Origin of the sequence: Clostridium oceanicum (genome assembly GCF_039521385.1) — a bacterium.
Lineage (GTDB): Bacteria > Bacillota > Clostridia > Clostridiales > Clostridiaceae > Clostridium_F > Clostridium_F oceanicum.
Genome location: NZ_BAAACG010000001.1, coordinates 25,350 through 51,306, shown reverse-complemented (window position 1 = coordinate 51,306; position 25,957 = coordinate 25,350). Strand labels below are relative to the sequence as shown.

Sequence of the window (25,957 nt, the reverse complement as noted above, 5' to 3'; positions counted from 1 at the left end):
ATAACTTTACTTACCCCTAATTAATATTGTCACAAACTATTTATTCCTTTTTAAAATTAATATATTCTAAAATCCAACTAATTCTTTAACTTTTGGGATTAATTCTTTATATTAAAATTTTATTTTTAAATACTTCTAACTGTTGATATTAGTAATAAAAAAAATTTAATAACAATTATTATTAATCTTAACATTCAAATTCAAATTTTAAACATTATAAAACAACTACATCTCAAAACGTAGTTGTTTTATAACTTAATTTTCAATTCAAAATATTCCTGATTTTATTCATTCTTCAAAGACAGTAATTATTGTAAATAAACAAAACAAATATTAAACTAGTTACCCTACCTAATATTTACTTATTTACATTCCATGAAATTTTACAACTACCTTTATGATTACCTGCAATTTTCAACTTATAACTTCCATCTTTATTTATTTTTACTTTTTTATTAATTTCTTCTTTAGAATTTTTAGTTTCATATAACTTGTTGTTATTAGAATCTACCAATGATATATTCAGATTACCTTTTCTTGTCTTTATTCTAGTTACTATATCTAATGTATCTCCACTTTTAAGCTTTAATACCGCGTATTTATAGCCTTTAAAATCTAAATAATGCATGCTCATACTATTCTTTGTATTTATTGTCATACAACCTTTTGATTTAAAACTTCCCTTTGAAAAAATTGTATCGTTATTTAAAAATACTGTTATAAATAAAAAAGCTGCTACTATTATTGATATAAAGCAAACTAATCTTATCATAACTCTCCTTTTAAAATTCTTCACCTAAGTACCCTCCTCTTATAACTTATTTTCAAAAATCTATTAATACTAATATGTAATCTTCTATTAACTATTTATTAATTACTTAAACTTCAACCATTTAAGCTTTTAGCATAAAGAACTATCTTTTTATGTACACTATTAGCATTTATAGGTTTAAATATAATAATTATGTTTATATGTATAAAATATACATTATATAAGATACCACAATTCTATATTAATAACAATCTGTTATAAAGTCTTACTACTTTTAACAATTAAAAAATCAAAATATTTACCCACATTAAAAACAGTTACACTTAAACATGTAACTGCTTTTAAATTTAATTTAATTCAAAATTTTTCTAGCTTCATTTATTCTTTGAAAAACAGTAATTATTATAAACAAAGCAAATATTAAAATAATACAACTTAAATATTTAGGAAATAATATCATTAGAGTAAACATTATAAATCCTTCTGTTCTTTCCATCATACCAGCTTGATAATAAAATGATTTTACTCCTTTATGTACACTTAAAGCTCCTACGGTTAAAAATACTGTCATAGATATAACTATGGTTGAAGTTAAAATTATAAGTTCAAGTCTTACATTATAATTTATAATTCCTATTGCTAAAATTATGCCTATTTCAACAACTCTATCAGAAACTATGTCCATCAAGGTTCCTATTGAAGAAGAGCTCTTTGTAATTCTTGCTACAGCTCCATCAATTGAATCTAAAAAGCCTGATATCCAAAGAAGAGTACATGCAACAATTGAAGTATTACAATAAATCATAACACTTGTAAACATTCCAACTAAAAATGCTAAAATAGTAATTTTATTAGCTGAAAAACCTAGATATATAAATAACTTTGCTGTTCTTTCTATTATAGGATTTATATATTTCCGGCAATGAGTATCTAGCATTTTTCTATCTTCCTTCCCTACTTTTTTATCCATTTAGGAATAAGTGAAATTATAACAAAAAATATTGCTCCTATACCAATATACACAGATATTTTACCTATTCCTTCTCCACTTACTATAGCTCCAGCCATAAATGTAAAAGCAATTATTCCTGGTATCATAGATATAGCCGAAACAAAAACATATGTTTTAAAATCAATTTTGGTTAATCCATAAGCAAAGTTTTGAAGATTAAAAGGAAAAACTGGTACTAATCTTGTTATCATAAGCATCCTCCATCCTTGCTTTCTAACTCCTTCATCTATCTTTTCAAACTCTTCTTTTCCTTTTACCCATTTTTCTACCATACCTCTTCCAGCATATCTTCCAATTAAAAAAGCTAAAGATGCTCCTAAAGTTGCTCCTATCAAAGTCCATATAGCTCCCATTATAGGCCCAAAAACTATTGCACCTAAAACAGTTATAGGCAATCCTGGTAAAAAGACTATACATGCTACTATATATATACCAATGTAAATTAAAGGAGCTATAATGCCAAAGGATCCAATAACTATCTTTAATTTTCGTATATTAGTAATACTTAAACAATTAAAAACACCATATTTTTTTAATAAAAACACTATTATTCCTATTAACATAATAATTATAACAAATTTTATATAATCTTTATTAATTATTTTTTTCATAAGTTTTCCTTTCTTAATTAGTATATTAAATGCTATCTAAAAATCTAAGGTATAGATATACAATCCATACCTTCAATTTAAAATATTTATATTAATGATTTTTTCTAAGTTTATTTCTATTTTTATATAGTATAATTACATTTAAATTTCTATAGTTTATTTTAATCATCTTCCCCAGTTTTTATAGGTAACTCTTTATTATAGCTCCATTCAATCCAGGATCCATCATAGTTTTTAACATTCTTATATCCCATTAATTGTGTTAATACAAAAGTAGTGTGGGCAGAACGTACAGCTGATTGACAATAAACTATTATTTTTTTATCTTTTGTAATACCTTTTGCTTTATATATTTTTTTAAGCTCTTCAATATTTTTAAATGTTGTGTCTTCCCCTTCTTTATTATTTAAAGCATCTTTATATTCAATCCAAAGACTACTTGGAATTCTTCCCTTTCTAAAAGCTCCTTTAAGTTTTATATCTCCTTTAAATTCTTCAATTGAACGAGTATCTAATATTATTGTATTTGGATCCTTTATTCCTTCTTTAACCTCTTTCAAAGTAGCAAGTTTACTTTCATCTGTTTTGTCTTTAAACTTATATTCTTTCTTAATTATTTTAGGCTCCTCTTTTGTTTCTTTAAATTCAGATGCTTTCCAACCATTTATTCCCCCATCGATTAAAGCTATTTTGCTTTTATCATGTCCATACATATCTAATATCCACCACAATCTAGCTGCATCATAATCTCCTTTATCATCATATAAAAGTATAAATGTATTACTATCTATCCCTAAGTTTCCTAACATTTTTTCTACTTTTTCTTTTTCTGCTCTCATTCCACCAAAAGGATATTTTTCACTTTCATAATCTGGTCTCCAAACATTTACAGCATTTTTTATATGTCCCTCCTTATAATCTCCACTTTTTCTTATATCTATAACAGATATATTTCCACCTTTATCAATGATTTGTTTTGCTCTTTTAGCACTAATAATTACATTTTTATTTAAATAACTTTTATATTTTTTTTCTTGTTTTTCTAGTTCACTATCAGTTTTAGATTTTACTTTTCTTCCACATCCAACTGATCCTAATGCTAATATAATCACTAAAATTCCTAATATAATTTTTTTCATTTGTTTCCCCCTAATTACTCTTATATAAAAATCGATTAACATGTAATTTTATTATTTAAAAATTTAAATATATACTTATTTATAATTTTCACAGGCTTTTTTTGTTTTATATCTATTTACCCAACTTTTAATAATAGTTAATTGTTTTTGTTTAAAATCTATATCACAATTAAAAGATTTACCAAAAATCAAATCCAATATATGTAATGATTTTTTATCTCCAAGTTCCATAGCCTGTCTACATGATGCACAGTATGTTACAACATAATCTGATTTAAATTCCATTGCTCTTCTTTTTATTACTTTTTGGGCAATATTTTTATTAGCCGGAAAGACCATACCTCCCATACCACAGCACATGGTATTTTCCTTTGTATGTATAGGTTCATAAAATTTATACCCAAGTTCTTTTAATATCCATCGTATTCCTTCATGTATATTAAAGCTGTCTCTAGTAGTACATGCATCCTGTATTCCAAATAATATTTCACTTTCTTTTCCTACATTTTTTAATTCTTCTGGAATTCCTATTTTAGGTATTACTTCCCATAAAGATCTTACTTTTATATTTTTACTATGTTTTAATAAAATAGAATAACAAGAAGAGCAAGCTGTTATTATTTCATCTACATTTTTTATATCTGTTTCTAAAATTTTATATTTTTCTTTGAACTTCTCTTGTTTTCCTATAGCTTCAGTTGGTTTACCACAACAATTTAGTATTATTCCTATATCTTTTATATGTTGACTCAAAAAATCCTTAGTCTTTTCAACAATTTGGGGATTATATGAAGATAAACTACAGCCAGGCATAAAAGCTACTCTTGTTTTTCTAAATTGTCCTTTAAATATATTGGTATAAGACAATTTCTGGTGAATATCAACTGCTTTGTGACCTTTTATAGGAGACTTACCCTTATTTTCTATAACCAATTCTTTTCTCATATCCATAAATATTTCATCTATTTTAAGCTTTTTGGGACATACTAAAGTACATTGTTTACACATATTGCAAGAATACGGAATTATAGAGTTAATTTCTCCTTTTTCTAAAAAATCTTCAAACAATTTTTTAGGTGAACTACAAAAGTCATTTAACATAACACAATTTCTCATACAACTTTTACATCCATAGCAATCTTTAACAAATTTATAAATTTTATCTTCAATATCTTTTGACCAAATAGTTTTCTTCATCCTATATACTCCTTAAAATTTTCACTATATAAATCTAATAATTCTTCATTATATTATTAACAATATAATAAAAAGACTATAACATATATTACATATTTATTTACTAGGTTTTTATTTTAAAATATAAGTTAACATATTTGTTTAGTAGGTTTTAAAACAATTTAAATTTATATCTACTACCTCCTTTCTGTTTAAATTAAATAAAAATATGAACTAAATTAATATACTTTTCCGATTTGTTTAATTGGTTATTAGATTTTTTATATAATACAATAACTATTAAAAAATTGCAAGTAAGAATTTTACTTACTTGCAAAATATTAAATACAATTATTTAATATAATATTTCCTAGATACACTCCACTTGCAGCGGCTTGAGATAAAGAATATGTAACCCCTGAACAATCTCCTATAAAAAATAATCCTTCTATTTTATTTTGAAATGTTTTATCAATATGGATATATGGATTATAAAATTTAGCATCTAATCCATATAATATAGCATCCTTATTAATTGGTTTTTTTATTATTTTTTCTAATCTTTTAAAAAACTCAATAGTAATATTTATATATTCTTTAGGAATTATCTCATTCAAATTCCCAGGGTTACAATTTAAGGTAGGCGTTACTGAATTGTTTAGAATTTTTTCTTTTGTTGTACTACGATTATTTATTAAGTCTCCTAATCTTTGCATAACAATTTCTTTATCTAAACTATTTATTTTAGTCATAATATTTTTTACATACCTATCCCCTGCTTTACCGGAGGGAAAATACTTCGGAATAAACAATGTAAAATTAGTATTTAAAGTAGGTCCATCTCCCTCTAAATAATTTTGACCATCTGCAAAAACAAAACCTCTCTGATATTTTTTTATAACTCTACCTTTTGGATTCATACAATATGTTGTAGCAATAGTATTGTCCACCTTTAAAGATAGTTTTGTTTCCAAGGTTTCTTTAGTAATTTCCTTTAAATCATTTTCTAAAAATTCTATTCTAAATCCTAAATCTACTCTAGTCTTTCCAAACTTTATATTAAACTTTTTACACTGCCTTTGTAACCATTGTAATCCTGTATATCCTGTAGCTAAAACTACTTTCCTACTTTTAAATATTTCTTTATTAGTTGATAGGACAAAATTTTCACCTTCTTTTGAAATATCTTTAACATTAGTATTTAAACTAATGCTTACTCTTTCATTTAAATACTCTTCTATACCTTTTATAATTTCATTGGACAACTTTGTTCCTAAATGTCTCACTTTAGAAGTCAAAACTTTAAATCCTTGTTTTTCTAATTTATTTTGAAATGATTCATTATATGTACTATATAAATTTACTTTATCTCCTCCAAATTTTTTTAATATATTATCTACCTCACTCATACAATAATTAAAGCTATTTTCTCCTATTAAATCTTGAAGGTCTCCTCCAAAATCGCTAGTATAGTTAAACTTTCCTTCTGATTTTCCTAATCCACCAAAGCCTAAAAACTTATTGCATACATCACAATTTTTGCATTTGTAAGATCCTTCTGATTTAATTTTACAAATTCGCTTTTCTATTGGATTTCCTATATCTATAAGTTTAATGTCTAATTTTTCATTTTTACTAACCAATGTATATGCAGTAAAGATACCGCTAACACCAGCTCCTATTATAGTAATATCATACATTTTTTGCTCCTTTATAAATTTTAATATAATAAATTTACTTTCTATTTTTTTAATTTTTATATAATTATGTTTTGTAAGTATAGAAATATAATTATATTTACCCTTATTTATATACTAACATTCTATTTTTATTAAATTTCTTCCCTTTTTAATATTTATTAAAATTGTATAATCATTTAATTTTAATTTCAACCATAAAATAAAACTATCAATTTATGAATCTCCACCGTTATATACTTGCATAATACACTCATTATTGTTGATATATACTCTAATCTTTAATAATATTATCTATAGTTTAAAATGACATACTATACTATCTATAAGAAACTTTATGAAAGTATTATCTGTATTATTTATCCAACTATGTTATAATATCCACGGAATATCAAAGGAGGAAATTAACAATGAACAATCATGAAAAAATGCTTAAAGGTGAAATTTATGACGCTTATGAAGATAGTTTAATACTTTTAAGAAATAAAGCTAGACATCTTACAAAAGCATACAATACTACAGATCCTGAAGCAACAACTCAAAGAGAAAACATATTAAAAAAACTATTCGGTAAAATAGGAGATAACTTTGAAATAGAACCCCCTTTTCATTGCGACTATGGTACTAATATGGAAATTGGAGAAAGCTTTTATGCAAACTTCAACTTTTTAGTTTTAGATGATGGTCCTGTAAAAATCGGAGATGACGTTTTAATAGGACCAAACGTAAGCATAATTACTGCAACACATTTAGTTAGTCCAAAACTTAGACCTAAAAATGCTGATTATACAAAAGCTGTAACTATAGGAAACAATGTATGGATAGGTTGTGGAGCTATAATAAATCCTGGAGTAACAATTGGAGATAATAGCGTAATAGGTTCTGGCAGTGTTGTTACCAAAGACATACCAGCTAATGTAGTTGCTGTTGGAAACCCTTGTAGAATATTAAGAACTATAGAAGAAAAGTAATAAAAATAATAAGGACTTTTACCTAAATCATTTATGAGAGTCTTAATTAGTTTTATTACTTAAGGCACATCTAAATAAAAATGTACATTAACAATTCAATATGGAATAGATAAAATTTAAATTTCACTGTTTAAATTGCCTTTTATCTATGAAAGGAATGATAAATTTTGAAGAACATAGCAAGTGTAACCTTAGATAGAGATTTACATTATGCTAAAAATGGTATAGTAAGTTGTTTGATTTCTGGAATAACTTGGGGAATAGATGCAGTTATCCTTGGATATTTATTAACCAGATATCCTTTCAACAACAACGCTACTGCCATTCAAGCCTCTCTTGTAGCAGCCTCAATACACACTGGCTTTTCATCTATTTTAATTTTGCTTTATACCATTTATAACGGTAAAGTAAAAGAATTTGGTAGATGTCTATTTAGTAAAGTAGGAGCAATAATTGTTGTTTGCGCTTTTTGTAGTGGTCCCCTAGCAATGTCTGGATATTTACTTGGAATTAATATGGCCGGACCATCATACACTACTGTTATAACTTCTAGTTATCCCGCAATTGGAACAGCTTTAGCTTTTGTATTTCTAAAAGAAAAGCTAAATAAAAGAACTTTGATTGGAATTTTATTATGTGTCCTAGGTTCAATAGCTACAGGATATATAGCTCCAGTATCTTCCTTACATCCTAAATTTTATATAGGTATAGCTTTTGCTTTTGTTGCAGCTCTTGGTTGGGGGTTAGAAGGAGTTTTTGGTGCTTATGCTATGGATATTATAGATCCTGAAATAGCTATTTTAGTTAGACAAACCCTTTCTTTTCTTATGTATCTAGTTTTTGTTATACCATTTATAAAAGGCTACAATATATTTTTTAGTTCTTTTACAGGTACTAACACATTAATTTTTATAGTTCTTGGATTATTGTGTAGCACATCCTTTATAAGTTGGTATCTTGGATTAAGTATGACTGGAGTTGGAAGAGCTATGGCTCTTAATATAACTTATCCTATGTGGGCCATATTAATAGAATGGGTATACACCGGTAATACACCTTCTATTAATCTCATAATAGGATGCATTATAATCGTTTTTGGGGCTGTTTTGGTTTCAGGAAACCCAAAAGAAATGTTAAAACTAAGAGAATATGAGGAGTAATAATTATGAAAATGAAATTACCTATGAAGTTTAGAATACTTCAATTAATTTGTGAAAAAAGTATTGAGTTTAAAATAATAAATACATCAGATATTATAAACTTAATAAAATCTGAATACGGAAATGAAAAACAATGTTCAAATAAAAATATAACTAAACATATCCTTGCTTTAAAATCTGTTGGCTTAATAAAAGAAACTAACATTTATAAGGTTAATGATCTTTTAATATCTGAATATAGATCTACAAGAGAAGGATTAAATAGAATGAAACTTATACCTAATAGTGCTGAAAGCTACAAAGAATGGGCTCCCTTTAAAAGAAAAGCTTTTGCTATGATAAATAGAGCTAGTTAAAATTCTACACAATCTAAAAACATATAACAATATAGATTCTAATAACTTTATTAATATTGTTTAATAATTAATAGAATTAACATGTTATATGTTTTTTATTATTTTAATATAATATTCTTTAATCATAAACTTATTTTTCTAAAAATATTTTTAAATTAATATATAAATAAGCTTACTATTATCCCATTTAATTCTTCTAAACTTTATAATGATCTTTATTCTTCTATAAGTTTTAAAATCCTATTTAATGGATCTGATGGATCTTCTTTTTTCTTTTCCTGTAATAATGTTTTCACTTGTATTGGATCATCTGTAATAATACTATCTACTTTAAGATCAATAAATTTTCTCATTGTTTCCGTATCATTTACAGTCCAAACATGAATTTTCTTATTATTGTTACGAACTCTTTCAATGAAATCAGGAGTAGCTACTGAAGCTTCTACACTAAAAAAATCTACATTTAAAGAACTAATATCACCAATACTTATAAACATAATATATCCAGTTTTAATTTTAGAATTTAACTTTTTAACTTTCTGAAGAGCTTTATAATCTAAAGAAGTAACTACACATTTATCTATAAAATTATTATCTTCAATTAGCTTTACTACACTTTTTTCAAGATGCTTTTCATGTCCATTAAGCTTAAGTTCTATATTTAATTTTATTTTTTTATCTGCTGCTTTTATGATACTTTCAAGAGTAGGAATTTTTTCACCAGCAAATTTAGAGGAAAAATGACTACCTACTTCTAATTTTTCTACCTGAGAATAAGTTAATTCCCAAATACTCTTATTGATACCTGCTGTTTCCTTAAGATTAGTATCATGAGTTAAAACTACCACTCCATCCTTTGTTTCTTGTACATCTAATTCACTATAATCCGCTTTATTTTTAATAGCACCTAAAAGTGAACTCATAGTATTATCCGGCGCATTTACTGCATCCCCTCTATGAGCAGTAACAGTTATATTCCTTAAATTACCTACATCTTTAATTGTAAGATAAAAATATATAATTCCTGAAAAAAACATAATTAACAAAAGAATCATTGATATAAGTTTCTTTTTATGTCTGTTAAATAAAGCTTTCCAATTTATCTTTCTTACATTTGCTTTAATATGTAAATATGTTGGTTCTACGCTATCTTTTATTTCTACTTGTTCATAATATAGCTGGGTAATCATTATTATATTTAAAGGTAAAATTAATAATCCCAGTAATAATGCTATAATAAAACCTATTGTTGTTACAAAAGAAATTATGGCTAAATATAAATTCTTATTTGAATGTAAATTGTATTCAAATATATTTATTACAAAAATAAATAATAAAAAGATTAATCCTAAAACTATCATAATAATTAAATTCAATAATAATAAACTAAACAATATTTTGAAGAAAGAACCCTTAACAAGTTTAGAACTGCGTTTAAGAGCCTTTGAAAAATTCTTACCTTCTAATATTACACAATGCATAGCAAAAATCCATCTTATTAAAAAATAATTTGCTATAAACAGTACTAATATATAAAGTGAAGTCCATTTCACAGATTTATATACAACATCTAAAATAAAAGAAGGTATTTCTACATTAGGAATTATATCAGAAGAAAATCCTAACCCTATAGAAAAAGGAACAATAAAGAATACATAAGTCAAAATTGGAATAAAACCAATAGACATAATCCCTTTAATATTTTTAAGTGATGTTAAAAATGCATCTCTTGCAGAAACTACTCTTTCAAAATATGCTTGTGATGAAATAATAATTAATCCACCAAATTCTATAAAAACAAAAATAAACATAGCTATACCTAAAATTAGAATAGTTAAAATTCCTGGTATACTTCCTATAAAGCTAAGTATTTGTTTATTAGTGATACTGTCAAATTTGCTAATATATACAAAATAATTAAACACCACTGTAACAAATGGAATAAAAATAAAACTTGTAATTACTTTAAACATTGCTTCAAATCCTATGTTTATATAAAAACTCTTTTTAAAACATTTAAAACTTCTTTTTAATATATAAAATATAGATGTATATTTCTTTTTAAGGTTCATATTTAATACCTCTTTTTTCCTGTGTTTATATACTTTTAAATAATAAGAGTTAATATAACCATTCATAATTGATTAACATTAACTTTCATTTTTATATTATATATAATTTAATATTAATTGTCCAAAGATTTTAGATGTTGATAAGCTTATATTGAAGAAACATATTACATAAACTATTCTTTCAAATATCACTCTACTTTAACTATTATATGTTTTTTTATCTTCCTATGTTAGATAGGAAAAACATTAATTGAAAACATTTTCTAACATATATAAAATAAAAATGTATAGTATATCAATAGTAGAAGGAGATGCTTAATAATGAATAAAGATTATAGTAATAAAAACTTTCCAGTAGAATATTTGATTTTTCAAATAGAAAATAAAGAAAACATAGACCGTTTTATAGAATTAGACCATGAAATATGGACTAGTTTCTTATCTTCTTTTCCTGGTTTTATTTCTAAAGAAGTATGGGTAAATTATGACACTCCTGGAGAAATACATACGATCCTAATATGGGAATCTATGGACCACTGGAAAAATATACCTTTAGACAAATTGAAATTAAAAGACAAAGAATTCTGCGAAAAATTTAGTTATAATTTTAAAATGACAAGGAGAATACACAAAGAATTAAATCATGGCCTTCATAAAGTAAGACATTTCGAACTAAATAATAATCTATAATAAACTATTAAACTTAAATTTCTATTAAAACAACCTATCTATCCAACTAAAAAACAAGTTAAATATGGACAAATTTATAGGAGGGGTTACCATGCCATCAAATTTACCTAAAAAATCTTTTGACTATGATAATATGAAAGCAAAAGAATTATATTTTAATAAAAATATTAATCTGTGCACTGAAGGTGTAATTCATGAAAATGTGAGAAAAGTTTTTGGACGAGATTTAATGTTTGGAGAAATTCCTAAAAATAGACCTTATACATTCAATTCATTAGTTACTTCTATTGATGGAAAAATTGCTTTTGAAGATGATCCTAAAGGACCATTAATTGCTCGTAAAAATAAATATGCTGGTAAAGGCGCTGATTTAGATTATTGGTTACTTAATGTATTAAGAGGTGCTGCAGATGCAATCTTAGTTGGTACAAACTCCATAGCAGCGGAAGCAACTTCTGGTGGAACAGGCCACTGTTATGATAATCACATTGAAAAAAGAAGAGAAGAAATTGGAATAGATCCTATACCTTGGAGAATTGTAGTTACATTAGATGGAAAAGATATTTGCTTTTCTGCAGCTCAATTTACTAATAAAGATATGTCAACTTTTTTCTATACAACGGAAGAAGGAATTGATTCTATAAAGAAAAACATAAAAAAAGAAGTAGAAGTAATCGGTCCTTTCAGTTCTATTGATAATATTAAAATTAATAATTTTAAATATGATTCTAAAAAAGCTTATATTATTGTTACTAACAGGGAAAGAAAATTCGACCACAAAATTGGTATGAAAATATTAAGAGAAATGGGAATAAAAAGATTATTAGTAGAATCTCCAACAGTTACTCATTATTTCATGGAAGAAAAATTACTTGATGAATTATTTTTAAATTATTCTTGTCTTTACATTGGAGGTAAAGCACTTTCAATGGGAAGTAATAATACTTCCTTTACTTCTTCTAATCATCCTCACTCAAAATTAATATCTCTTCACATGCATTCTCCCTCTTTCCTTTATTTAAGACATAAATTACTATATTAAAAATAGTATTCAACTTTAAAAGCATATATTGTAATGATTTTATATCTTTACAATATATGCTTTCATTGTGTGCTATTTTAAATTTTATAAATTATTTTTATGTTCTTACATAAGCTTTTAAAGTAGCAATTCTTTTCCCTTCTGAATCATTATAAGGTTTTATAGTATATTCTCCTACAGCAGCTGGTATTATAAAGGTCTCTGCATAATTAACTACAAAAGGCTTAAACAAATTGCTTGGTGATTCTACAATAGCTTGATCCCCTTCAACAAGATTCAATACATTTACTCCTCCATTAGTATTATGAGTTACTTTTTTATTAAACCAATGCCTTCTTGTTTCTATAAATTGCTTTTCATGAAGTCCAGTTTTTTCTTCTATAAAACCATCACCTTCTGATACTTTCTCTACTCTATTAACTAAATTTTTCATTGTCCACTCTGTATTTCTATCAAATTGAACTACTTCTTCTCCATGAGCTATATTTATAGGCCTTGGTTTTCCATCCATACCAAGCCTTGCCCAATCCCATAGTTTAAAAGTATATATATTTGGTGTTGAAGATATTTCAAGCACCATAGTATCCGCTCCTGAACAATGAACTGTCCCTGGTGGAATTAAAAAATGATCATGTTTTTTACAAGGTATTTTATTAGCATATTCTTCTGCTTTAAAATCACTGTCACCTAGCTGAGCTTTTCTTAAATCACCAAAAAACTTTTCTTTGTCCATTCCTGTTTTTACACCAAGATAAACATAAGTATCTTTTTCTTCTTTAGCATCTAATAAATAATATGATTCTTCTTGTGTATAATGTAATCCAAATTTCTCTTGAGCATATTCTACTAAAGGATGTACCTGTAATGATAAATTTTGTCCTTCAACTGTATCTAAAAAATCAAATCTTATAGGAAAATCTGGTCCAAATCTAGCATGAACTTTTTCTCCTAATAACTCTATTGGATGTGTAAACACTACATCTATTGATGGTATTTCTACTATAGTCTCTCCTAATTTAAGTAAAAGTGAATTCTCTTCTGGTACACAATCAAAACACCAAGCATAATTCTCCATATTTCTGTCTAAATCACAAACCTCTTTCATCCATTGTCCTCCCCAAACTCCTGGATCAAAAAATGGAACTACTCTAAAAGGTCTATGGGCTGTTTGTTTTAGTCCTTCTTTAAAAGCTTCTCCTGAAATCATCTTAGGTGTATCTTTTAAATTTGTATCTAGTAAATAATCAAATTTAAAAAGATTTCTTTTTTTATATCTATCAGCTACTTTCCATTCGAAAAAATGACCTCTTTTAAGTTTTCTTAATGGATCTTCCTTATAATTCGTACCTTTCCAATTAGGAATATCACCTTTTCTATATCTTTGTTGAATTTCCCATCTAGCTAAGTCTGCAAATATATATATATCTGGATCAGCTACTAGTGTAGATCCTACTCCATATACTATAACTAATCCTTCTGTATTTTCTATTTTTTCTTTAACTTTATTGAGTTTTTCTTTATTAATAAAATCTTGTAATGTATGAAGTGACATTTTCCCCAAAATCCTATCATCAGTTACAACATCTTTTATCTTTTTTTCAACAGTATTAATATCTTCAAATACATCTTCATCTGTATAAATTTCTATATCTCCATTTAATTTATCTACAATACCTTCTTTAATTTCTTTTGTTCTTACTCCTGGATAAAAATCTATAGCTAATATTTTTCTTTCTTTTCCAATAGATTCTATACTATCTTTTATCTTACCTATAATTTCATCATAGCCTTCCCATGCATGTCCAGTTTCATAGCCTTTTACTTCTACATGTGGCTGTTTATCATATTTAAAACTCATAGTTTCCTCCTATTTAATAACTATATTTCCATCAATTTTATATATTCTATAAGGGAAATTATTTTTTTCTATTGCTTCATAATCATGACCTGCAGCTTTTCTCCACGCCGCTCCAACCTTCAAATCTTCATTTCCTGTATTTACTAATCTATGGGCATACTCACCATGAATATAATGAACTGATCCTTTAGCAACTTTTTGTGCAAAACATTCTCCTTTACTGTCCATATATAATAACAATCCTTCTCCACCTAATCCGAAATATATTTCAGGTTCAGTTCTATCTTGATGAAAATGTCCTCTAGTTAAATTGCACTCTCCGCTTACTGTAACAGGGTGAAGTATTGTTAATCCCCATAGTATAGTATTATCTCCACCTTCATCAAAGGAATAGACTCTATACATTTCTGTATCATCACTTAAATTTTCATCTTTTGAATTGTATGCAAAAGCAATATCCTTGTACAATTTTCTATAAGATTTAACATTTTCTCCTTCTATTACTCCATTAAAAAAATCCTGGTTATATTTAGCTTCTATTATTTTCATAAATTTTCTCCTAACTTTAAGGAATAAAATCTTCCCATATTTTTCTATACTTCAGTGGATCTGTAACAAAATTAAATCTATCCTTTTCATCTTTATATTGATCATAAATAGATTTTGAATAATCAAGATTTAATTCTTCATATTTTCTTGGTTTTTTTATTTCTAATTTACAATCATCATATTTAGGATTTTTATCAAACTCTATCTTTCCTTCTTTAACTATTGGAAAATATGCTAGTCCATTATGTTCACGAACATCTCTATAATCAAATCCATAATCCCTAACACACCAAGCACCAAACACCATAAAATCTTTTGGATTAGCATTAGCTGTATAATGAGCCCATCCTGGTGGTACAAATACTACATCTCCAGTATTAGCTTCTACAGCATATACTTTACCTGGATAATCTTTAGCAGTTTCTTGCATAAATATAATTGCTTTTCCATACCATATTTCATATAACTCTCCAGTTGAATATCTACAAGATTCTGATATAGCATGAATATGCCCTTGAGATCTTACTGGTTCATCTTCCATCACTCCATTAGAATAAATACAGGCTCCATATAACAAATTTCTATTTATTAAATCTTCTTTATCTTCTTTTAAACCTACATCCATTGCTATACTATACACAACTTCTGGTCCATCACAATTAGGATTTTTAAGACTTTTTCTTATATCATCTAATCTTCTTTTTTCAGTTATTGGTCCAAAGTTATTTCCCTTATACACAAATTCTTTATTTTCAAAATCATAGCTTAAACCAATTCCATTATTAAACAAAAGATCTCCTCCCTTAATTACTTTTAAAAAACTATGTTAGGTTAATTTATATCTTAGAAACTACACTACTTTATATATTAAATTATTTATTAGCTTTTATTTAGATCTATATAATTTTTCATTAAGTGAAACTATTGACTTTGCTAAATCTTTTAACAAAATGGAATTCATTAAATGATCTTGTGCATGTATCATTAAAATACCAGTTTCTATTTTTTCACCACTTACTTCACGTTGTATTAACTTAGTTTGTTCTTTATGAGCAGCTAGTGATACTTCTTCACCTTTTTTTAATTCTTCATAAGCTTTTTTAAATTCCCCTTCTTCTTCTGCTAACTTTATAGCTTTTAAAAAATGTGCTGAAGCTTCCCCTGCACTTGATATTATATTAAATACAACTGCTTCTTCTTTTGAGTTCATATATTAATCCTCCTTAATATTACCATTCAATTTAATTTCATCTATAACATTTAAATTTAGTTTTTCTGAAAAATCTCTTGCTAATTGAACATATTTATCTTCAATATGAAGGGGAGAATGGTAATCCCCTCCTATTACAACTTCATTATTATATAAAGCTGCTATCTCCCAAAATTTTTTAACTGGATAATAATATTTTTTTCTATTTTTATCAAATAAATTAACAGATCTCATACCCTGTGAATTAACTTCTATAGGTATTTCTTTTTCTTTAGCTCTACTACATATTTCTATAGCTACCTCTTTACACACCTTATCCCATTTAGGGTAATTAGCTAAATATAAATCAGGATGGGCTATAATATCAAAATATTCACTATCCATACCTTCTAACAAAATATCTTTATATAGAATGATTTCTTCTTTACTTATAGCATTAAAAAAATACTTCTTTCTATCAGATGCAAAATGATTACCCAAAATAAGTAAATCTATTCTTTCATCCTTCTTCCATTTTTCATAAGTATACAAATTTTCATTAAAGAACTCACATTCTAGACCTATTAATAACTGTATTCTGTCTTTATATATCTCTTTGTATTTAGAAAATGTATCTACATATTCTTCAAATTCCTTATAAGATGGTCTATATTTATCTCCTATTTTTTTATCAGGCATGTGTTCTGTAAAAGCTAATATCTTAATTCCTGATTTAATAGCATTTTCAATATATTCTTCATCTTTACCTATGGCATGTTTACATCTATAAGTATGAGTATGATAGTTTGTTTTCATAGGTACCTCCAAAACAATTTATTATTTTACATCTGGTTTTATATGATTATATGACGTATACCCATACTTATAATATCTACCTTCTTTTTTATCTTTGTACCATTGATTAAGTCTTTCCGAAGCTATTTTACACTTATATATAGCCTGCTGATTATCTTTTGCTGGTAATATATTTGTATTATTTGCATAAACAAAATCTAAGCAAAAAGCATTTAAATGATCAAATACAAATTCTACTGTAGTTTCTACTGCTTTTCCCATTGAATGCCATCTAGAACCAGTTGGCATTAAAAATATACCTGCTTTATCCCAAGTTTGCTTTGTATCTTTTCTATAAATAATTCCAGATGAAATAGTTTGAAGTCTTGAGAAAAATGAAAGCATTGGACCTGTAATATTTCCAAACCACATTGGGGACGCAATAATATATGCATCTGCATTATAAATTTTTTCTAGAATATCTTGGAACCCATCTTTAATTGAACATCCTGGTTTCTTGTCACAATATCCACATGCCATACAAGGCTTTATATCTAAATGATCAAATACATTAATAACTTCTACTTCTCCATCTAAATATTTTAATGTTTCATTAACTAGTGCCATTGAATCACCTTTTCTTTTAGGTGTCCCTACAAATACTAATGTCTTCATACTCTTCCTCCTATTTATAAAACAATTTAACTCTGTATAATCCATGATTATATTCTTTATGAAGTCTTCTTGTAATTTGGAAAGGTTTATTGTATAATTTTTTAAATTCTTCATCCTTTTCTTTTAACTCAATAGGACATATATCTTTCCATCCATCCATAGATTTCCACACTACTATTTTATGAATTTCTCCTGGATTTTCTTTATTTATCCATATCTCTTCTGAAACAAAAGCATCAAAGGAAGATAAATACTTAGTCCATACTTTTTGTTGCAATTCTAAAAATTCTTTTATTGAAGCTGTTTCTTCTATTTTAAATACTAAATATTCAACTGGGTATTCATTAAAACAAATCTCTTCTCTAATCACACTTACTCATCCTTTTTATGATTTTTTATAGCTAAAAATGCTTCTTTTAAAACTGGAACAGGATCCATCATTGCATAAGCTTCTTTATCTATTACTAAAACTGGTATATCATAGCCATTATTTTTTGCTGTATTTTTAACATCATTTTCAATCATAGATACTTGTGGTCCTAAAAGAATTACTCTAGCACCATCTAAGTGCTCTACATATTCTTCCTTACCCCAGGCTTCTACTTCTATTCCTCTATTTTTAAATTTTTCTGATTCAGAAATTGCCTTAACCATTTTATTAACTAATATAGATGTTGAAAGTCCACCGTAACAAACTAATAATATTTTCATACTCTTCAACCCTTTCATATTTTTCTATTTATACAAATTGAAATAGATAACTAATAAATTTTATATACATTATTCAAAATCAAAATCAAAATCATCTAATGATTTTTCTACATTTTTACCTTCTGCTGCACGTTCCTTTTCTATTGCTTGTTTTTCTACAATTTTAAAGAATGGATAGTATATAACTACTGCTGAAGCTATTATAGCAATAGCCACAAATACATACTTATAATCCATAGATGCAATTGTTGCTCCAAATGGTATTGGAAGATATGGACCTACCATTTTAAATGGCTGTACAAATCCAGTTTTAATAGCATACCATCCTATAGTTGCTGCTACCGGTGAAGTTATTAATAAAGGAATGAACATAATTGGATTTAAAATTACTGGTATACCAAATAACACCGGTTCTCCAATTCCAAAGAACTCTGGAATTATAGAAAGTTTACCAATTGCTTTGTATCTTTTAGATTTTGAAAATAACATTAATATTGCTAAAGCTCCAATTATACCTGAACCTGATAACGATGCCATATCCCACATAAAATTTGGTGTTAAAATAAACATTTGTGATGAAGCTACTCCAGCTTTAAGCATTGCTGCATTGGCATCTGCATTTTGGAATGCAACTGCTAACCAAATTGGTGAAGTAACCGCATATCCATGAATACCAAACCACCATAATAATTGTTGTATAAACAAAATAAATATTATACCTGGCAAAGTATTTACTGAAGCTGTTAAAGGTTTAAATAATACCTCTACAGTCTTAACTACTGGTACACCAGTAAATTTTTCTATAAAAAATTTAAGTATTGCAATTATGAGTACTGAAAAAAGAATAGGCCATAAGTTTTCAAAAGATCTTTTTATTGGTGTTGGAACACCTTCTCCTAAATTGATTGTAAATTTCAATTTATTCTTAAATATATGAAGTATTTCAACAGATATTAAAGCTACTATAATAGCTACGAAAATTCCTGTCCCACTATAATAAGAAAAATCTTGAACACCTTTATCATTAGTTAATGTAGCTACAGTTATAAATGACATTAAAGCGGTTACAATAGATCCTATGTCCCATACCTTTCTTTCTAATGCATAATAATAACCTATAAAAGCTGCTACAAATAAAGACATACACCCAAAAGTTGCAAAATAAATAGGGTTTGTTATTTTTCCTATATAAATTATAGGATTTAATAGCCACTGTGGTGCATTTGGTATATTAGGTAGTTGCATAAATATCATTGGTACAGATCCTACTAAAGTAACTGGTACTAAAGTCATCATTCCTTTTCTAATAGCTGATAATTGTTTGTTTTTTTCTAGTTTAGCAGCTATAGGCAATAGCCACTTTGAAAGAAATCGTTGTAACTTTTCCATATTTTCACCCTTCCTTTTTATACATTTTATTTTTCCCAAGCTAGCTTAATTTGATTATATTTTAATTAATACTCTAGAACAAATATTTGATTTCCTAACTAGCTTAGGAAATATATTTTTTGATAAGCTTCAATTTATTGAATATAATCTAAATTATAAAAATTAAATAATTAAAGGAGGTTATGTTATGAAAATGGACGGAAGAGTAGCCATTGTAACAGGTGCTGCTTCTGGGATGGGAAAAGCTATTTCCAATAGACTTTTAAAAGAAGGATCTAAGGTTATTGGTTTTTCTTTAGAAGAAACTTGCAATATTAATGATCCTAATTTTATATATTATTCAGGTAATGTATGCATTTTAGAAGATTGTAAAAAAGTAGTTGAAAAAGCTATTAAAACCTTTGGTAAAATAGATTGTTTAGTAAATTCAGCAGGAATAACAAGAGAAGGAACACTAGAAACTACTACTTTAGATACATTTAAATTAACTTTTGAAATTAATGTTTTTGGTGTATTTAATATGTGTAAAGCTACAATTAAAGAATTAAAAAAACATACTTCAACTATTGTAAATATATCTTCTGATATGTCAAAACAGCCCTTAAAAGAACGTATTTCTTATAATCCATCTAAAGCTGCAGTTAACATGCTTACTGAATGTATAGCTTTAGATTATGCTCCAAATATAAGAGCTAATACTATAATGCCTGGAGTTGTTCATACTCCTATGATAGAAAAAAGACTCCATGAAGCTGATAACCCTGAAGATTTACTAAACTTTTATAAAAGTATATATCCCTTAGAAAGAATAGGAACTGTAGATGATATAACTAATGCTGTTTTATTTTTATCAACAAAAGAGTCATCCTGGATGACTGGAGGCCACTTACCAATTTGTGGTGGAAGTTTATAATATAATAAATATAATATGGAGGTGCTTATATGCCATCTAACTTAGAAAGTATGAATTACCCTTATAATGAAATGAAATTAAACAAAGTTTTTAAAAATAAAGATATAAATTTACCAACTTTAGGAATAGATTGCAACGAATTAAGAAAAGTATACGGTGAAGCTCTTATGTTTGGAGAAATACCTAAAGATAGACCTTATACTTATTCATCTTTAGTAACATCAATAGACGGAAGAATCGCCTTTACTGATGACCCTGAAGGGCCTTTAATTGCTTCTAAAAATTTTCTTAGCAAACTAGGTAGTACTACTGATTGGTGGACTTTAAATATTTTAAGATCTTCTGCAGATGGTATTATCTTTGGAGCAAATACTTTAAGTGCAGAACCTAATGGAACTGGTCATGTATATGATAACAATTTAGAAAAAGCTAGAGAATTACTAGGCAGAGAGTCAGTTCCATGGAACATAATTCCTACACTAGATGGTTCTGATATACCTTTTGATCATATTCAATTCACTTGTGGTGAAGTTCCTATTATTTTTTATACTTCTCCTGCTGGTTTAAAAACTTGTAAGAAAAATGCTAAAAAGGAAACTATAATTATTGGACCTTATAATACTACTGAGGAAATTATTTTTAAAGACTTCATTCCTGATAAAAATAAAGTATATATCATTGTTACTGGTGAAAATAATATTCCTAATAATAAGGTTGGTTTAAAGATCTTAAGAAAAATGGGAATAGAAAAGTTATTAGTAGAATCTCCAACTTTAACTCATATTTTTATGGAAGAAGAACTAATGGATGAACTATTTTTAAATTATTCATGTGTTTATTTAGGGGGAAAATCATTAACTATGGGGATGCATGGAAAAGAATTCACCTCAACTAATCATCCTCACACAGAACTTATAAGTATATTCATGTATTCACCACATTATATGTACCTAAGACACAAAGTAATTTATGGAGTTTATCAAAATGTCTAGAGAAAAGCATATAATTCCCCCAAATGGATTGTTAAATGATAAATGGAAGAGATTAGTTATAATTAGTCTTCTCTGCAATAGTGCATTACTAATTTATTTTTCAATAATAACAATATATGTTTTATTTAATGAACCAACTTATGCATTTTTGCCTCTTATTGTCATAATCTGTTCTTCATATATTGAACTTAAATATGTTAGAACTATAAAAACAAAAAAAATTGACAATCTAGGTAAACCACTTAAATTTCTAATAACTTTATGGGCTTTTTTCTTTTAAAATTCACCATATAAAACATTATAAATCTAGTATATTATTAAACAATAATTTATATTTTAAAATATGCTGGTATATTTATAAAGGAGATTATTTAAATGTCATTACTTTTAAAAAACATTTCAAAAATAGTAACTTTTAATGATGAAAATCAAATATTAGAAAATCAAGATATTTTCATAAAAGATAATCAAATACACTCTATAGGCAAAAATATTACTATAGACGAAAATGTTGAAGTAATTGATTGTTCTAATCTTCTGGCAATGCCTGGATTTGTAAATACTCATCATCACTTTTATCAAACTTTGTTTAGAGGAATCGATGAAGTTCAGGAAAAGCCTCTTTTCCCTTGGTTGGTTGGATTATGTGAATTTTGGAAACATCTAAATCCAGAAGCTGTGCATTATGGTGCTCTAGTAGCATTTACTGAACTTCTTAGAACTGGATGTACAACATCAATGGACCACCATTATCTATTTCCAAATAAAACATCTAATAATTTAATTGACGAACAAATAAAGGCTGCATCTAAAATAGGTATGCGTTTTCATGCAGCTCGTGGTTCTATATCCCTTGGTAAAAGCAAAGGAGGCTTACCACCAGATAGTATAATTCAAAATGAAGATATAATTTTAAAAGATTCTGAAAGACTAATAAATAAATATCATGACAATAGTAAATTTTCTATGAAAAGAATAGCACTTGCTCCTTGCTCTCCATTTTCAGTAAGTAAAAATTTAATGATTGAATCACAAAAATTAGCTAGAAAAAAAGGTGTTATGCTTCATACCCATCTTGCTGAAACAAAGGATGAAGAAGATTTTTGTTTAAATATGTATGGTAAAAAACCTGTTGATTTAATGGAAGAAGTTGAATGGATAGGTAGTGACGTATGGTTTGCCCATGTTATTCATGTAAATGATGATGAAATAAAAAGATTAAAAGGATGTGGAGTATCCCATTGCCCTTCATCTAATATGAAATTATCTAGTGGAATATGTCCTACTACTGACCTTTTAAATGCTGGAGTTAAATTAAGTATTGCTGTAGACGGGAGCGCTTCTAATGATGGTTCAAATATGTGGGAAGAAGTTAGACGATCTTATCTATTAAATCATTTAAAATATGGAAATAATGGATTAAATGCCTATGAAATTTTAAAATGTGCTACTAGAGGTGGAGCAGAGGTCCTTGGAAGAGACGACATTGGAATTTTATCTAAAAATAAAGCTGCTGATATAGTTCTTTATGATTTAAAGGATATTGCATATGCAGGATGTCATAACCCCCTTGTAGGTTTAGTAACTTGTGGTAACAGCAGTCTTGTAAAAATGACTATTGTTAATGGTAAAGTTATAGTTAAAGATGGTACACTTACCACTTTAGATGAAAATTTAGTATTTGAAAAAGCTAATAAAATAGCAACTACTCTTGTTGAATATGAAAGAAAGCATAGGTTATAATACTATATAAATAAGTAGATGATTTTGTTTTAAAAATGAATTTATCTACTTATTTTTAAAAACTATAATGATTTTTTAGATTTACAAAACAATTATGATAAAAAATAATTTTATTTATAATTAGCAATTTTATACTTTCACTATTCAACTAAAAACTCCTATTAATGCGGTAATTTTAACCATTAGACATTACTTAATTTAATATATATAATTATACTAAATAATCATATATAATATCTTTTAATAAAAAACAAAATATACCAATTAATATTTTACTGATTTTAGTTAATAGTTATTATTAATTTTTTACTTCAAGGACAAACACAAATTAAATTACCTTTCTTATTTTTATTTTATAGAGTTAGAAAACGTTTATCTTTTAATAAATTCTCATATAAAAGGATGTGAGTAAATGCTTTTTTCCAAAAGACAAAAAGAAATAATTGATTATTTATCAAATAATCATTCTTGGGTTACAGGCAAAAATTTAGGTGAAATTTTCAATGTAAGCAGCAGAACTATTCGTAATGATATTCTCTCTATAAAAAAATATACTAATGATGATATTATATTATCTTCTAAATCTAACGGTTACCGTTTTAATAATGAATATAATAATTTATCTAATATAGAAGAATTATTTATAATGAATTCTTCTGATAGATTAATCTATATACTAAGCCAATTAATTTTAAATGATAATTCTATTAATATGTATACTCTATGTGAAAAATTATTTATATCTGAATCTACTTTACTTGGAGATATAGCAACCCTTAAAAATCTTATAAATACACTTAACTTTAAAAATGTCACTCTTTTTAAAGATGTAAATACTATAATTTTAAAATGCGAAACTAATTCTTATGATAAATTAATTACTTCTATAATTAAATTAATTAATACAGATCCCTCTAATTCAATATTAACTAAAATATTTACGACTTTTGATGTTAAAAAATTATCAAGCACTATTTCCAAATACTTAATATCCATAGATTTTACATCAAAATATCTTACACTTACAGATATAATAGCTTATACTGGATTAATATTAGAAAGAACTTACTTAGATAAAAAGCCTCCAATTATTAAAAATTTCACTGTAAACACTCATAGTTATGAATTTCTACTTTCAAAATCTATTATAGAATTGCTAGAAAAAGAATTTTTTATTGATATAAATAATAGTGAACTAACATATTTTACTTATAATATTTCTTCTTTAATCAATTTTGAAAATAAAGAACGAGCTTTAAGATTAAATGTTAAGTCAACAGATAAACTCTATACTATATTAACAGAAATACTTAATGAACTTAATGAAGAGTTTCAAGTTAATCTTAAATTTTCACCTAAAATAATGTATGATTTAATGTTACACATTAAGATAGCATTACTTAGAATTAGATTTGGAATATTAATTAACAATCCACTTAAAGAAAAAATGAGAAATGAATACCCTTTTATATATGATATGGGTTTACGTATGTCTGAAAAAATTCATAAAAAACTTAATTTAAAATTAACACAAGACGAAATAAGTTATTTAGTTTCCTATTTAGGTGTTGCTTTTAATCAAAGCAATCTCAATCTTTCAATGAAAAATAGTCTTAATATATTACTTATTGTATTAGAAGGTAATGCAACTTCAAATCACATTTCTCATACAATTTGTAACTTATTTGATAATAAAAAAATAGATATAACAAGCATATCTACTAATTACGAAGTAAAAACTTATGAGAAAAATTTTCATAAATATGATTTAATAATTACAACTTCTAATTTACTTTGTCAAAGCATTAAAAGTTGTTTACTAATACATCCATCTTTTAATCTTATTGATCAATTTAAAGTAAAAAATACCTTAAATGACTTACTAAAAAACTTAAAAAAACATAACTTTGAAATCATTTTTTCTCATTTTTTTAATGAAGAATTTTTTCATACTAATATAAATCTAGAAACAAGAGATGACTCAATAAACTACATGTGTAATACATTAAAACTTAAAAATTATATAGATGATAATTATGTGAAGTCAGTTTTTGAAAGGGAAAACCTTATCTCAACTGCAATAAATACCGGTGTAGCTCTACCTCATGCAACTAATGCTCGTTCCATAAAAACTACAGTATTTGTTACTATATTTAAAAAACCTATTAATTGGGATAAAACCAAAATTAAATCTGCATTCCTTTTTGCAATAAATAAAAAAGATGCTCCTCAACTAAGTATAATATATGATTTAGTAATTAATATATTCTCAGATAAAAATAAAGTAGAGGATCTTTCAAAAATAACACTTTTTAAAGACTTTAAGAAACTTCTTTGGGAAACTTACTTTGAAAATTAAATTTTCATATAAAAACATAAGAACCAATTTATATATTTATATAAAGCTATTAGCTTAAATAAAAATGTCTAAATTTTCATTTAAAT

At 26.2% G+C, this 25,957-nt stretch carries 26 protein-coding genes; 10 read left to right on the top strand and 16 right to left on the bottom strand.

Going from position 1 to position 25,957, the window contains the following annotated elements:
- Positions 1 to 358: 358 nt before the first annotated feature.
- The 6 genes from ABDZ71_RS00220 to ABDZ71_RS00195 all read right to left on the bottom strand — a co-directional run bounded on the left by ABDZ71_RS00220 (position 359) and on the right by ABDZ71_RS00195 (position 6,410).
- Positions 359 to 796 (bottom strand): hypothetical protein, encoded by a 438-nt coding sequence (locus ABDZ71_RS00220; RefSeq protein ID WP_343757633.1) that lies wholly within the window; start codon positions 794 to 796, stop codon positions 359 to 361.
- Between the two features lie 328 nt (positions 797 to 1,124).
- Positions 1,125 to 1,709 carry a CDP-alcohol phosphatidyltransferase family protein gene (locus ABDZ71_RS00215; RefSeq protein WP_343757631.1) on the bottom strand — a complete coding sequence of 195 codons (585 nt, stop codon included), beginning with the start codon at positions 1,707 to 1,709 and terminating at the stop codon, positions 1,125 to 1,127.
- 17 nt (positions 1,710 to 1,726) lie between these two features.
- Entirely contained in the window at positions 1,727 to 2,395 is a 669-nt protein-coding gene (locus ABDZ71_RS00210) for a TVP38/TMEM64 family protein (protein WP_343757629.1), read from the bottom strand.
- A 161-nt stretch (positions 2,396 to 2,556) separates the two neighbouring features.
- Positions 2,557 to 3,534 carry a sulfurtransferase gene (locus ABDZ71_RS00205; RefSeq protein ID WP_343757627.1) on the bottom strand — a complete coding sequence of 326 codons (978 nt, stop codon included), beginning with the start codon at positions 3,532 to 3,534 and terminating at the stop codon, positions 2,557 to 2,559.
- 75 nt (positions 3,535 to 3,609) lie between these two features.
- On the bottom strand, positions 3,610 to 4,731 hold the full coding sequence (locus tag ABDZ71_RS00200; protein WP_343757625.1) for a (Fe-S)-binding protein: 1,122 nt from the start codon (positions 4,729 to 4,731) through the stop codon (positions 3,610 to 3,612).
- A gap of 320 nt (positions 4,732 to 5,051) precedes the next feature.
- Positions 5,052 to 6,410, bottom strand: a complete 1,359-nt coding sequence (locus ABDZ71_RS00195) for an NAD(P)/FAD-dependent oxidoreductase (protein ID WP_343757623.1) — start codon at positions 6,408 to 6,410, stop codon at positions 5,052 to 5,054.
- Positions 6,411 to 6,817: 407 nt separating this feature from the next.
- Between ABDZ71_RS00195 and ABDZ71_RS00190 the strand changes: the two genes are divergently transcribed.
- The 3 genes from ABDZ71_RS00190 (at position 6,818) to ABDZ71_RS00180 (ending at position 8,894) form a co-directional block, all read left to right on the top strand.
- Positions 6,818 to 7,378, top strand: coding sequence for a sugar O-acetyltransferase (locus tag ABDZ71_RS00190; RefSeq protein WP_343757621.1), 561 nt, complete (start codon positions 6,818 to 6,820; stop codon positions 7,376 to 7,378).
- A 167-nt stretch (positions 7,379 to 7,545) separates the two neighbouring features.
- Positions 7,546 to 8,538 carry a DMT family transporter gene (locus ABDZ71_RS00185; protein ID WP_343757619.1) on the top strand — a complete coding sequence of 331 codons (993 nt, stop codon included), beginning with the start codon at positions 7,546 to 7,548 and terminating at the stop codon, positions 8,536 to 8,538.
- Between the two features lie 5 nt (positions 8,539 to 8,543).
- Positions 8,544 to 8,894 (top strand): hypothetical protein, encoded by a 351-nt coding sequence (locus tag ABDZ71_RS00180; protein ID WP_343757617.1) that lies wholly within the window; start codon positions 8,544 to 8,546, stop codon positions 8,892 to 8,894.
- A 215-nt stretch (positions 8,895 to 9,109) separates the two neighbouring features.
- On the opposite strand, the gene ABDZ71_RS00175 is transcribed toward ABDZ71_RS00180, so the two are convergent.
- The gene (locus ABDZ71_RS00175) at positions 9,110 to 10,966 is read right to left on the bottom strand and encodes a glycerophosphoryl diester phosphodiesterase membrane domain-containing protein (RefSeq protein ID WP_343757615.1); all 1,857 of its coding nucleotides are present in this window, start codon (positions 10,964 to 10,966) and stop codon (positions 9,110 to 9,112) included.
- Between the two features lie 321 nt (positions 10,967 to 11,287).
- Here ABDZ71_RS00175 and ABDZ71_RS00170 point away from each other — a divergent pair, with 321 nt between their 5' ends.
- Together ABDZ71_RS00170 and ABDZ71_RS00165 are read left to right on the top strand one after the other, a co-directional pair.
- Positions 11,288 to 11,656, top strand: coding sequence for a TIGR03792 family protein (locus tag ABDZ71_RS00170; RefSeq protein ID WP_343757612.1), 369 nt, complete (start codon positions 11,288 to 11,290; stop codon positions 11,654 to 11,656).
- A gap of 91 nt (positions 11,657 to 11,747) precedes the next feature.
- Entirely contained in the window at positions 11,748 to 12,698 is a 951-nt protein-coding gene (locus ABDZ71_RS00165) for a RibD family protein (RefSeq protein ID WP_343757610.1), read from the top strand.
- A gap of 97 nt (positions 12,699 to 12,795) precedes the next feature.
- On the opposite strand, the gene ABDZ71_RS00160 is transcribed toward ABDZ71_RS00165, so the two are convergent.
- The 9 genes from ABDZ71_RS00160 to ABDZ71_RS00120 all read right to left on the bottom strand — a co-directional run bounded on the left by ABDZ71_RS00160 (position 12,796) and on the right by ABDZ71_RS00120 (position 19,864).
- Complete coding sequence (locus tag ABDZ71_RS00160) at positions 12,796 to 14,556, bottom strand: class I mannose-6-phosphate isomerase (protein ID WP_343757608.1); 1,761 nt, start codon at positions 14,554 to 14,556, stop codon at positions 12,796 to 12,798.
- 9 nt (positions 14,557 to 14,565) lie between these two features.
- Positions 14,566 to 15,105 carry a glucose-6-phosphate isomerase family protein gene (locus ABDZ71_RS00155; RefSeq protein WP_343757606.1) on the bottom strand — a complete coding sequence of 180 codons (540 nt, stop codon included), beginning with the start codon at positions 15,103 to 15,105 and terminating at the stop codon, positions 14,566 to 14,568.
- Between the two features lie 16 nt (positions 15,106 to 15,121).
- Positions 15,122 to 15,895, bottom strand: coding sequence for a glucose-6-phosphate isomerase family protein (locus ABDZ71_RS00150; RefSeq protein ID WP_343757604.1), 774 nt, complete (start codon positions 15,893 to 15,895; stop codon positions 15,122 to 15,124).
- A gap of 96 nt (positions 15,896 to 15,991) precedes the next feature.
- Positions 15,992 to 16,315: a PTS lactose/cellobiose transporter subunit IIA gene (locus tag ABDZ71_RS00145; RefSeq protein ID WP_343757602.1), complete on the bottom strand. Its 324-nt coding sequence runs from the start codon at positions 16,313 to 16,315 to the stop codon at positions 15,992 to 15,994.
- Positions 16,316 to 16,318: 3 nt separating this feature from the next.
- Entirely contained in the window at positions 16,319 to 17,110 is a 792-nt protein-coding gene (locus ABDZ71_RS00140; RefSeq protein WP_343757600.1) for a PHP domain-containing protein, read from the bottom strand.
- 21 nt (positions 17,111 to 17,131) lie between these two features.
- Positions 17,132 to 17,764, bottom strand: coding sequence for a flavodoxin family protein (locus ABDZ71_RS00135; RefSeq protein ID WP_343757598.1), 633 nt, complete (start codon positions 17,762 to 17,764; stop codon positions 17,132 to 17,134).
- 10 nt (positions 17,765 to 17,774) lie between these two features.
- The gene (locus ABDZ71_RS00130) at positions 17,775 to 18,134 is read right to left on the bottom strand and encodes a TIGR03792 family protein (protein ID WP_343757596.1); all 360 of its coding nucleotides are present in this window, start codon (positions 18,132 to 18,134) and stop codon (positions 17,775 to 17,777) included.
- 2 nt (positions 18,135 to 18,136) lie between these two features.
- Positions 18,137 to 18,475: a PTS sugar transporter subunit IIB gene (locus tag ABDZ71_RS00125; protein WP_343757594.1), complete on the bottom strand. Its 339-nt coding sequence runs from the start codon at positions 18,473 to 18,475 to the stop codon at positions 18,137 to 18,139.
- 69 nt (positions 18,476 to 18,544) lie between these two features.
- On the bottom strand, positions 18,545 to 19,864 hold the full coding sequence (locus ABDZ71_RS00120; protein WP_343757592.1) for a PTS sugar transporter subunit IIC: 1,320 nt from the start codon (positions 19,862 to 19,864) through the stop codon (positions 18,545 to 18,547).
- A 187-nt stretch (positions 19,865 to 20,051) separates the two neighbouring features.
- Between ABDZ71_RS00120 and ABDZ71_RS00115 the strand changes: the two genes are divergently transcribed.
- The 5 genes from ABDZ71_RS00115 to ABDZ71_RS00095 all read left to right on the top strand — a co-directional run bounded on the left by ABDZ71_RS00115 (position 20,052) and on the right by ABDZ71_RS00095 (position 25,871).
- Complete coding sequence (locus tag ABDZ71_RS00115; protein WP_343757590.1) at positions 20,052 to 20,777, top strand: SDR family NAD(P)-dependent oxidoreductase; 726 nt, start codon at positions 20,052 to 20,054, stop codon at positions 20,775 to 20,777.
- A 29-nt stretch (positions 20,778 to 20,806) separates the two neighbouring features.
- Positions 20,807 to 21,769 carry a RibD family protein gene (locus ABDZ71_RS00110; protein ID WP_343757588.1) on the top strand — a complete coding sequence of 321 codons (963 nt, stop codon included), beginning with the start codon at positions 20,807 to 20,809 and terminating at the stop codon, positions 21,767 to 21,769.
- Positions 21,762 to 22,049: a hypothetical protein gene (locus ABDZ71_RS00105; RefSeq protein ID WP_343757586.1), complete on the top strand. Its 288-nt coding sequence runs from the start codon at positions 21,762 to 21,764 to the stop codon at positions 22,047 to 22,049. The genes ABDZ71_RS00110 and ABDZ71_RS00105 overlap by 8 nt, the downstream gene beginning before the upstream one ends.
- Positions 22,050 to 22,144: 95 nt before the next feature.
- Positions 22,145 to 23,512: an 8-oxoguanine deaminase gene (locus tag ABDZ71_RS00100; protein ID WP_343757584.1), complete on the top strand. Its 1,368-nt coding sequence runs from the start codon at positions 22,145 to 22,147 to the stop codon at positions 23,510 to 23,512.
- Between the two features lie 412 nt (positions 23,513 to 23,924).
- Positions 23,925 to 25,871 (top strand): BglG family transcription antiterminator, encoded by a 1,947-nt coding sequence (locus tag ABDZ71_RS00095; protein WP_343757582.1) that lies wholly within the window; start codon positions 23,925 to 23,927, stop codon positions 25,869 to 25,871.
- Positions 25,872 to 25,957 lie beyond the last annotated feature (86 nt).

Bases quoted from the DNA above. Each gene is read 5' to 3' on its own strand.
- ABDZ71_RS00215 (WP_343757631.1), bottom strand. From the start codon at position 1,709: ATGCTAGATACTCATTGCCGGAAATATATAAATCCTATAATAGAAAGA.
- ABDZ71_RS00210 (WP_343757629.1), bottom strand. From the start codon at position 2,395: ATGAAAAAAATAATTAATAAAGATTATATAAAATTTGTTATAATTATT.
- ABDZ71_RS00205 (WP_343757627.1), bottom strand. From the start codon at position 3,534: ATGAAAAAAATTATATTAGGAATTTTAGTGATTATATTAGCATTAGGA.
- ABDZ71_RS00200 (WP_343757625.1), bottom strand. From the start codon at position 4,731: ATGAAGAAAACTATTTGGTCAAAAGATATTGAAGATAAAATTTATAAA.
- ABDZ71_RS00195 (WP_343757623.1), bottom strand. From the start codon at position 6,410: ATGTATGATATTACTATAATAGGAGCTGGTGTTAGCGGTATCTTTACT.
- ABDZ71_RS00190 (WP_343757621.1), top strand. From the start codon at position 6,818: ATGAACAATCATGAAAAAATGCTTAAAGGTGAAATTTATGACGCTTAT.
- ABDZ71_RS00180 (WP_343757617.1), top strand. From the start codon at position 8,544: ATGAAAATGAAATTACCTATGAAGTTTAGAATACTTCAATTAATTTGT.
- ABDZ71_RS00175 (WP_343757615.1), bottom strand. From the start codon at position 10,966: ATGAACCTTAAAAAGAAATATACATCTATATTTTATATATTAAAAAGA.
- ABDZ71_RS00170 (WP_343757612.1), top strand. From the start codon at position 11,288: ATGAATAAAGATTATAGTAATAAAAACTTTCCAGTAGAATATTTGATT.
- ABDZ71_RS00165 (WP_343757610.1), top strand. From the start codon at position 11,748: ATGCCATCAAATTTACCTAAAAAATCTTTTGACTATGATAATATGAAA.
- ABDZ71_RS00160 (WP_343757608.1), bottom strand. From the start codon at position 14,556: ATGAGTTTTAAATATGATAAACAGCCACATGTAGAAGTAAAAGGCTAT.
- ABDZ71_RS00155 (WP_343757606.1), bottom strand. From the start codon at position 15,105: ATGAAAATAATAGAAGCTAAATATAACCAGGATTTTTTTAATGGAGTA.
- ABDZ71_RS00145 (WP_343757602.1), bottom strand. From the start codon at position 16,315: ATGAACTCAAAAGAAGAAGCAGTTGTATTTAATATAATATCAAGTGCA.
- ABDZ71_RS00140 (WP_343757600.1), bottom strand. From the start codon at position 17,110: ATGAAAACAAACTATCATACTCATACTTATAGATGTAAACATGCCATA.
- ABDZ71_RS00135 (WP_343757598.1), bottom strand. From the start codon at position 17,764: ATGAAGACATTAGTATTTGTAGGGACACCTAAAAGAAAAGGTGATTCA.
- ABDZ71_RS00125 (WP_343757594.1), bottom strand. From the start codon at position 18,475: ATGAAAATATTATTAGTTTGTTACGGTGGACTTTCAACATCTATATTA.
- ABDZ71_RS00120 (WP_343757592.1), bottom strand. From the start codon at position 19,864: ATGGAAAAGTTACAACGATTTCTTTCAAAGTGGCTATTGCCTATAGCT.
- ABDZ71_RS00115 (WP_343757590.1), top strand. From the start codon at position 20,052: ATGAAAATGGACGGAAGAGTAGCCATTGTAACAGGTGCTGCTTCTGGG.
- ABDZ71_RS00110 (WP_343757588.1), top strand. From the start codon at position 20,807: ATGCCATCTAACTTAGAAAGTATGAATTACCCTTATAATGAAATGAAA.
- ABDZ71_RS00105 (WP_343757586.1), top strand. From the start codon at position 21,762: ATGTCTAGAGAAAAGCATATAATTCCCCCAAATGGATTGTTAAATGAT.
- ABDZ71_RS00100 (WP_343757584.1), top strand. From the start codon at position 22,145: ATGTCATTACTTTTAAAAAACATTTCAAAAATAGTAACTTTTAATGAT.
- ABDZ71_RS00095 (WP_343757582.1), top strand. From the start codon at position 23,925: ATGCTTTTTTCCAAAAGACAAAAAGAAATAATTGATTATTTATCAAAT.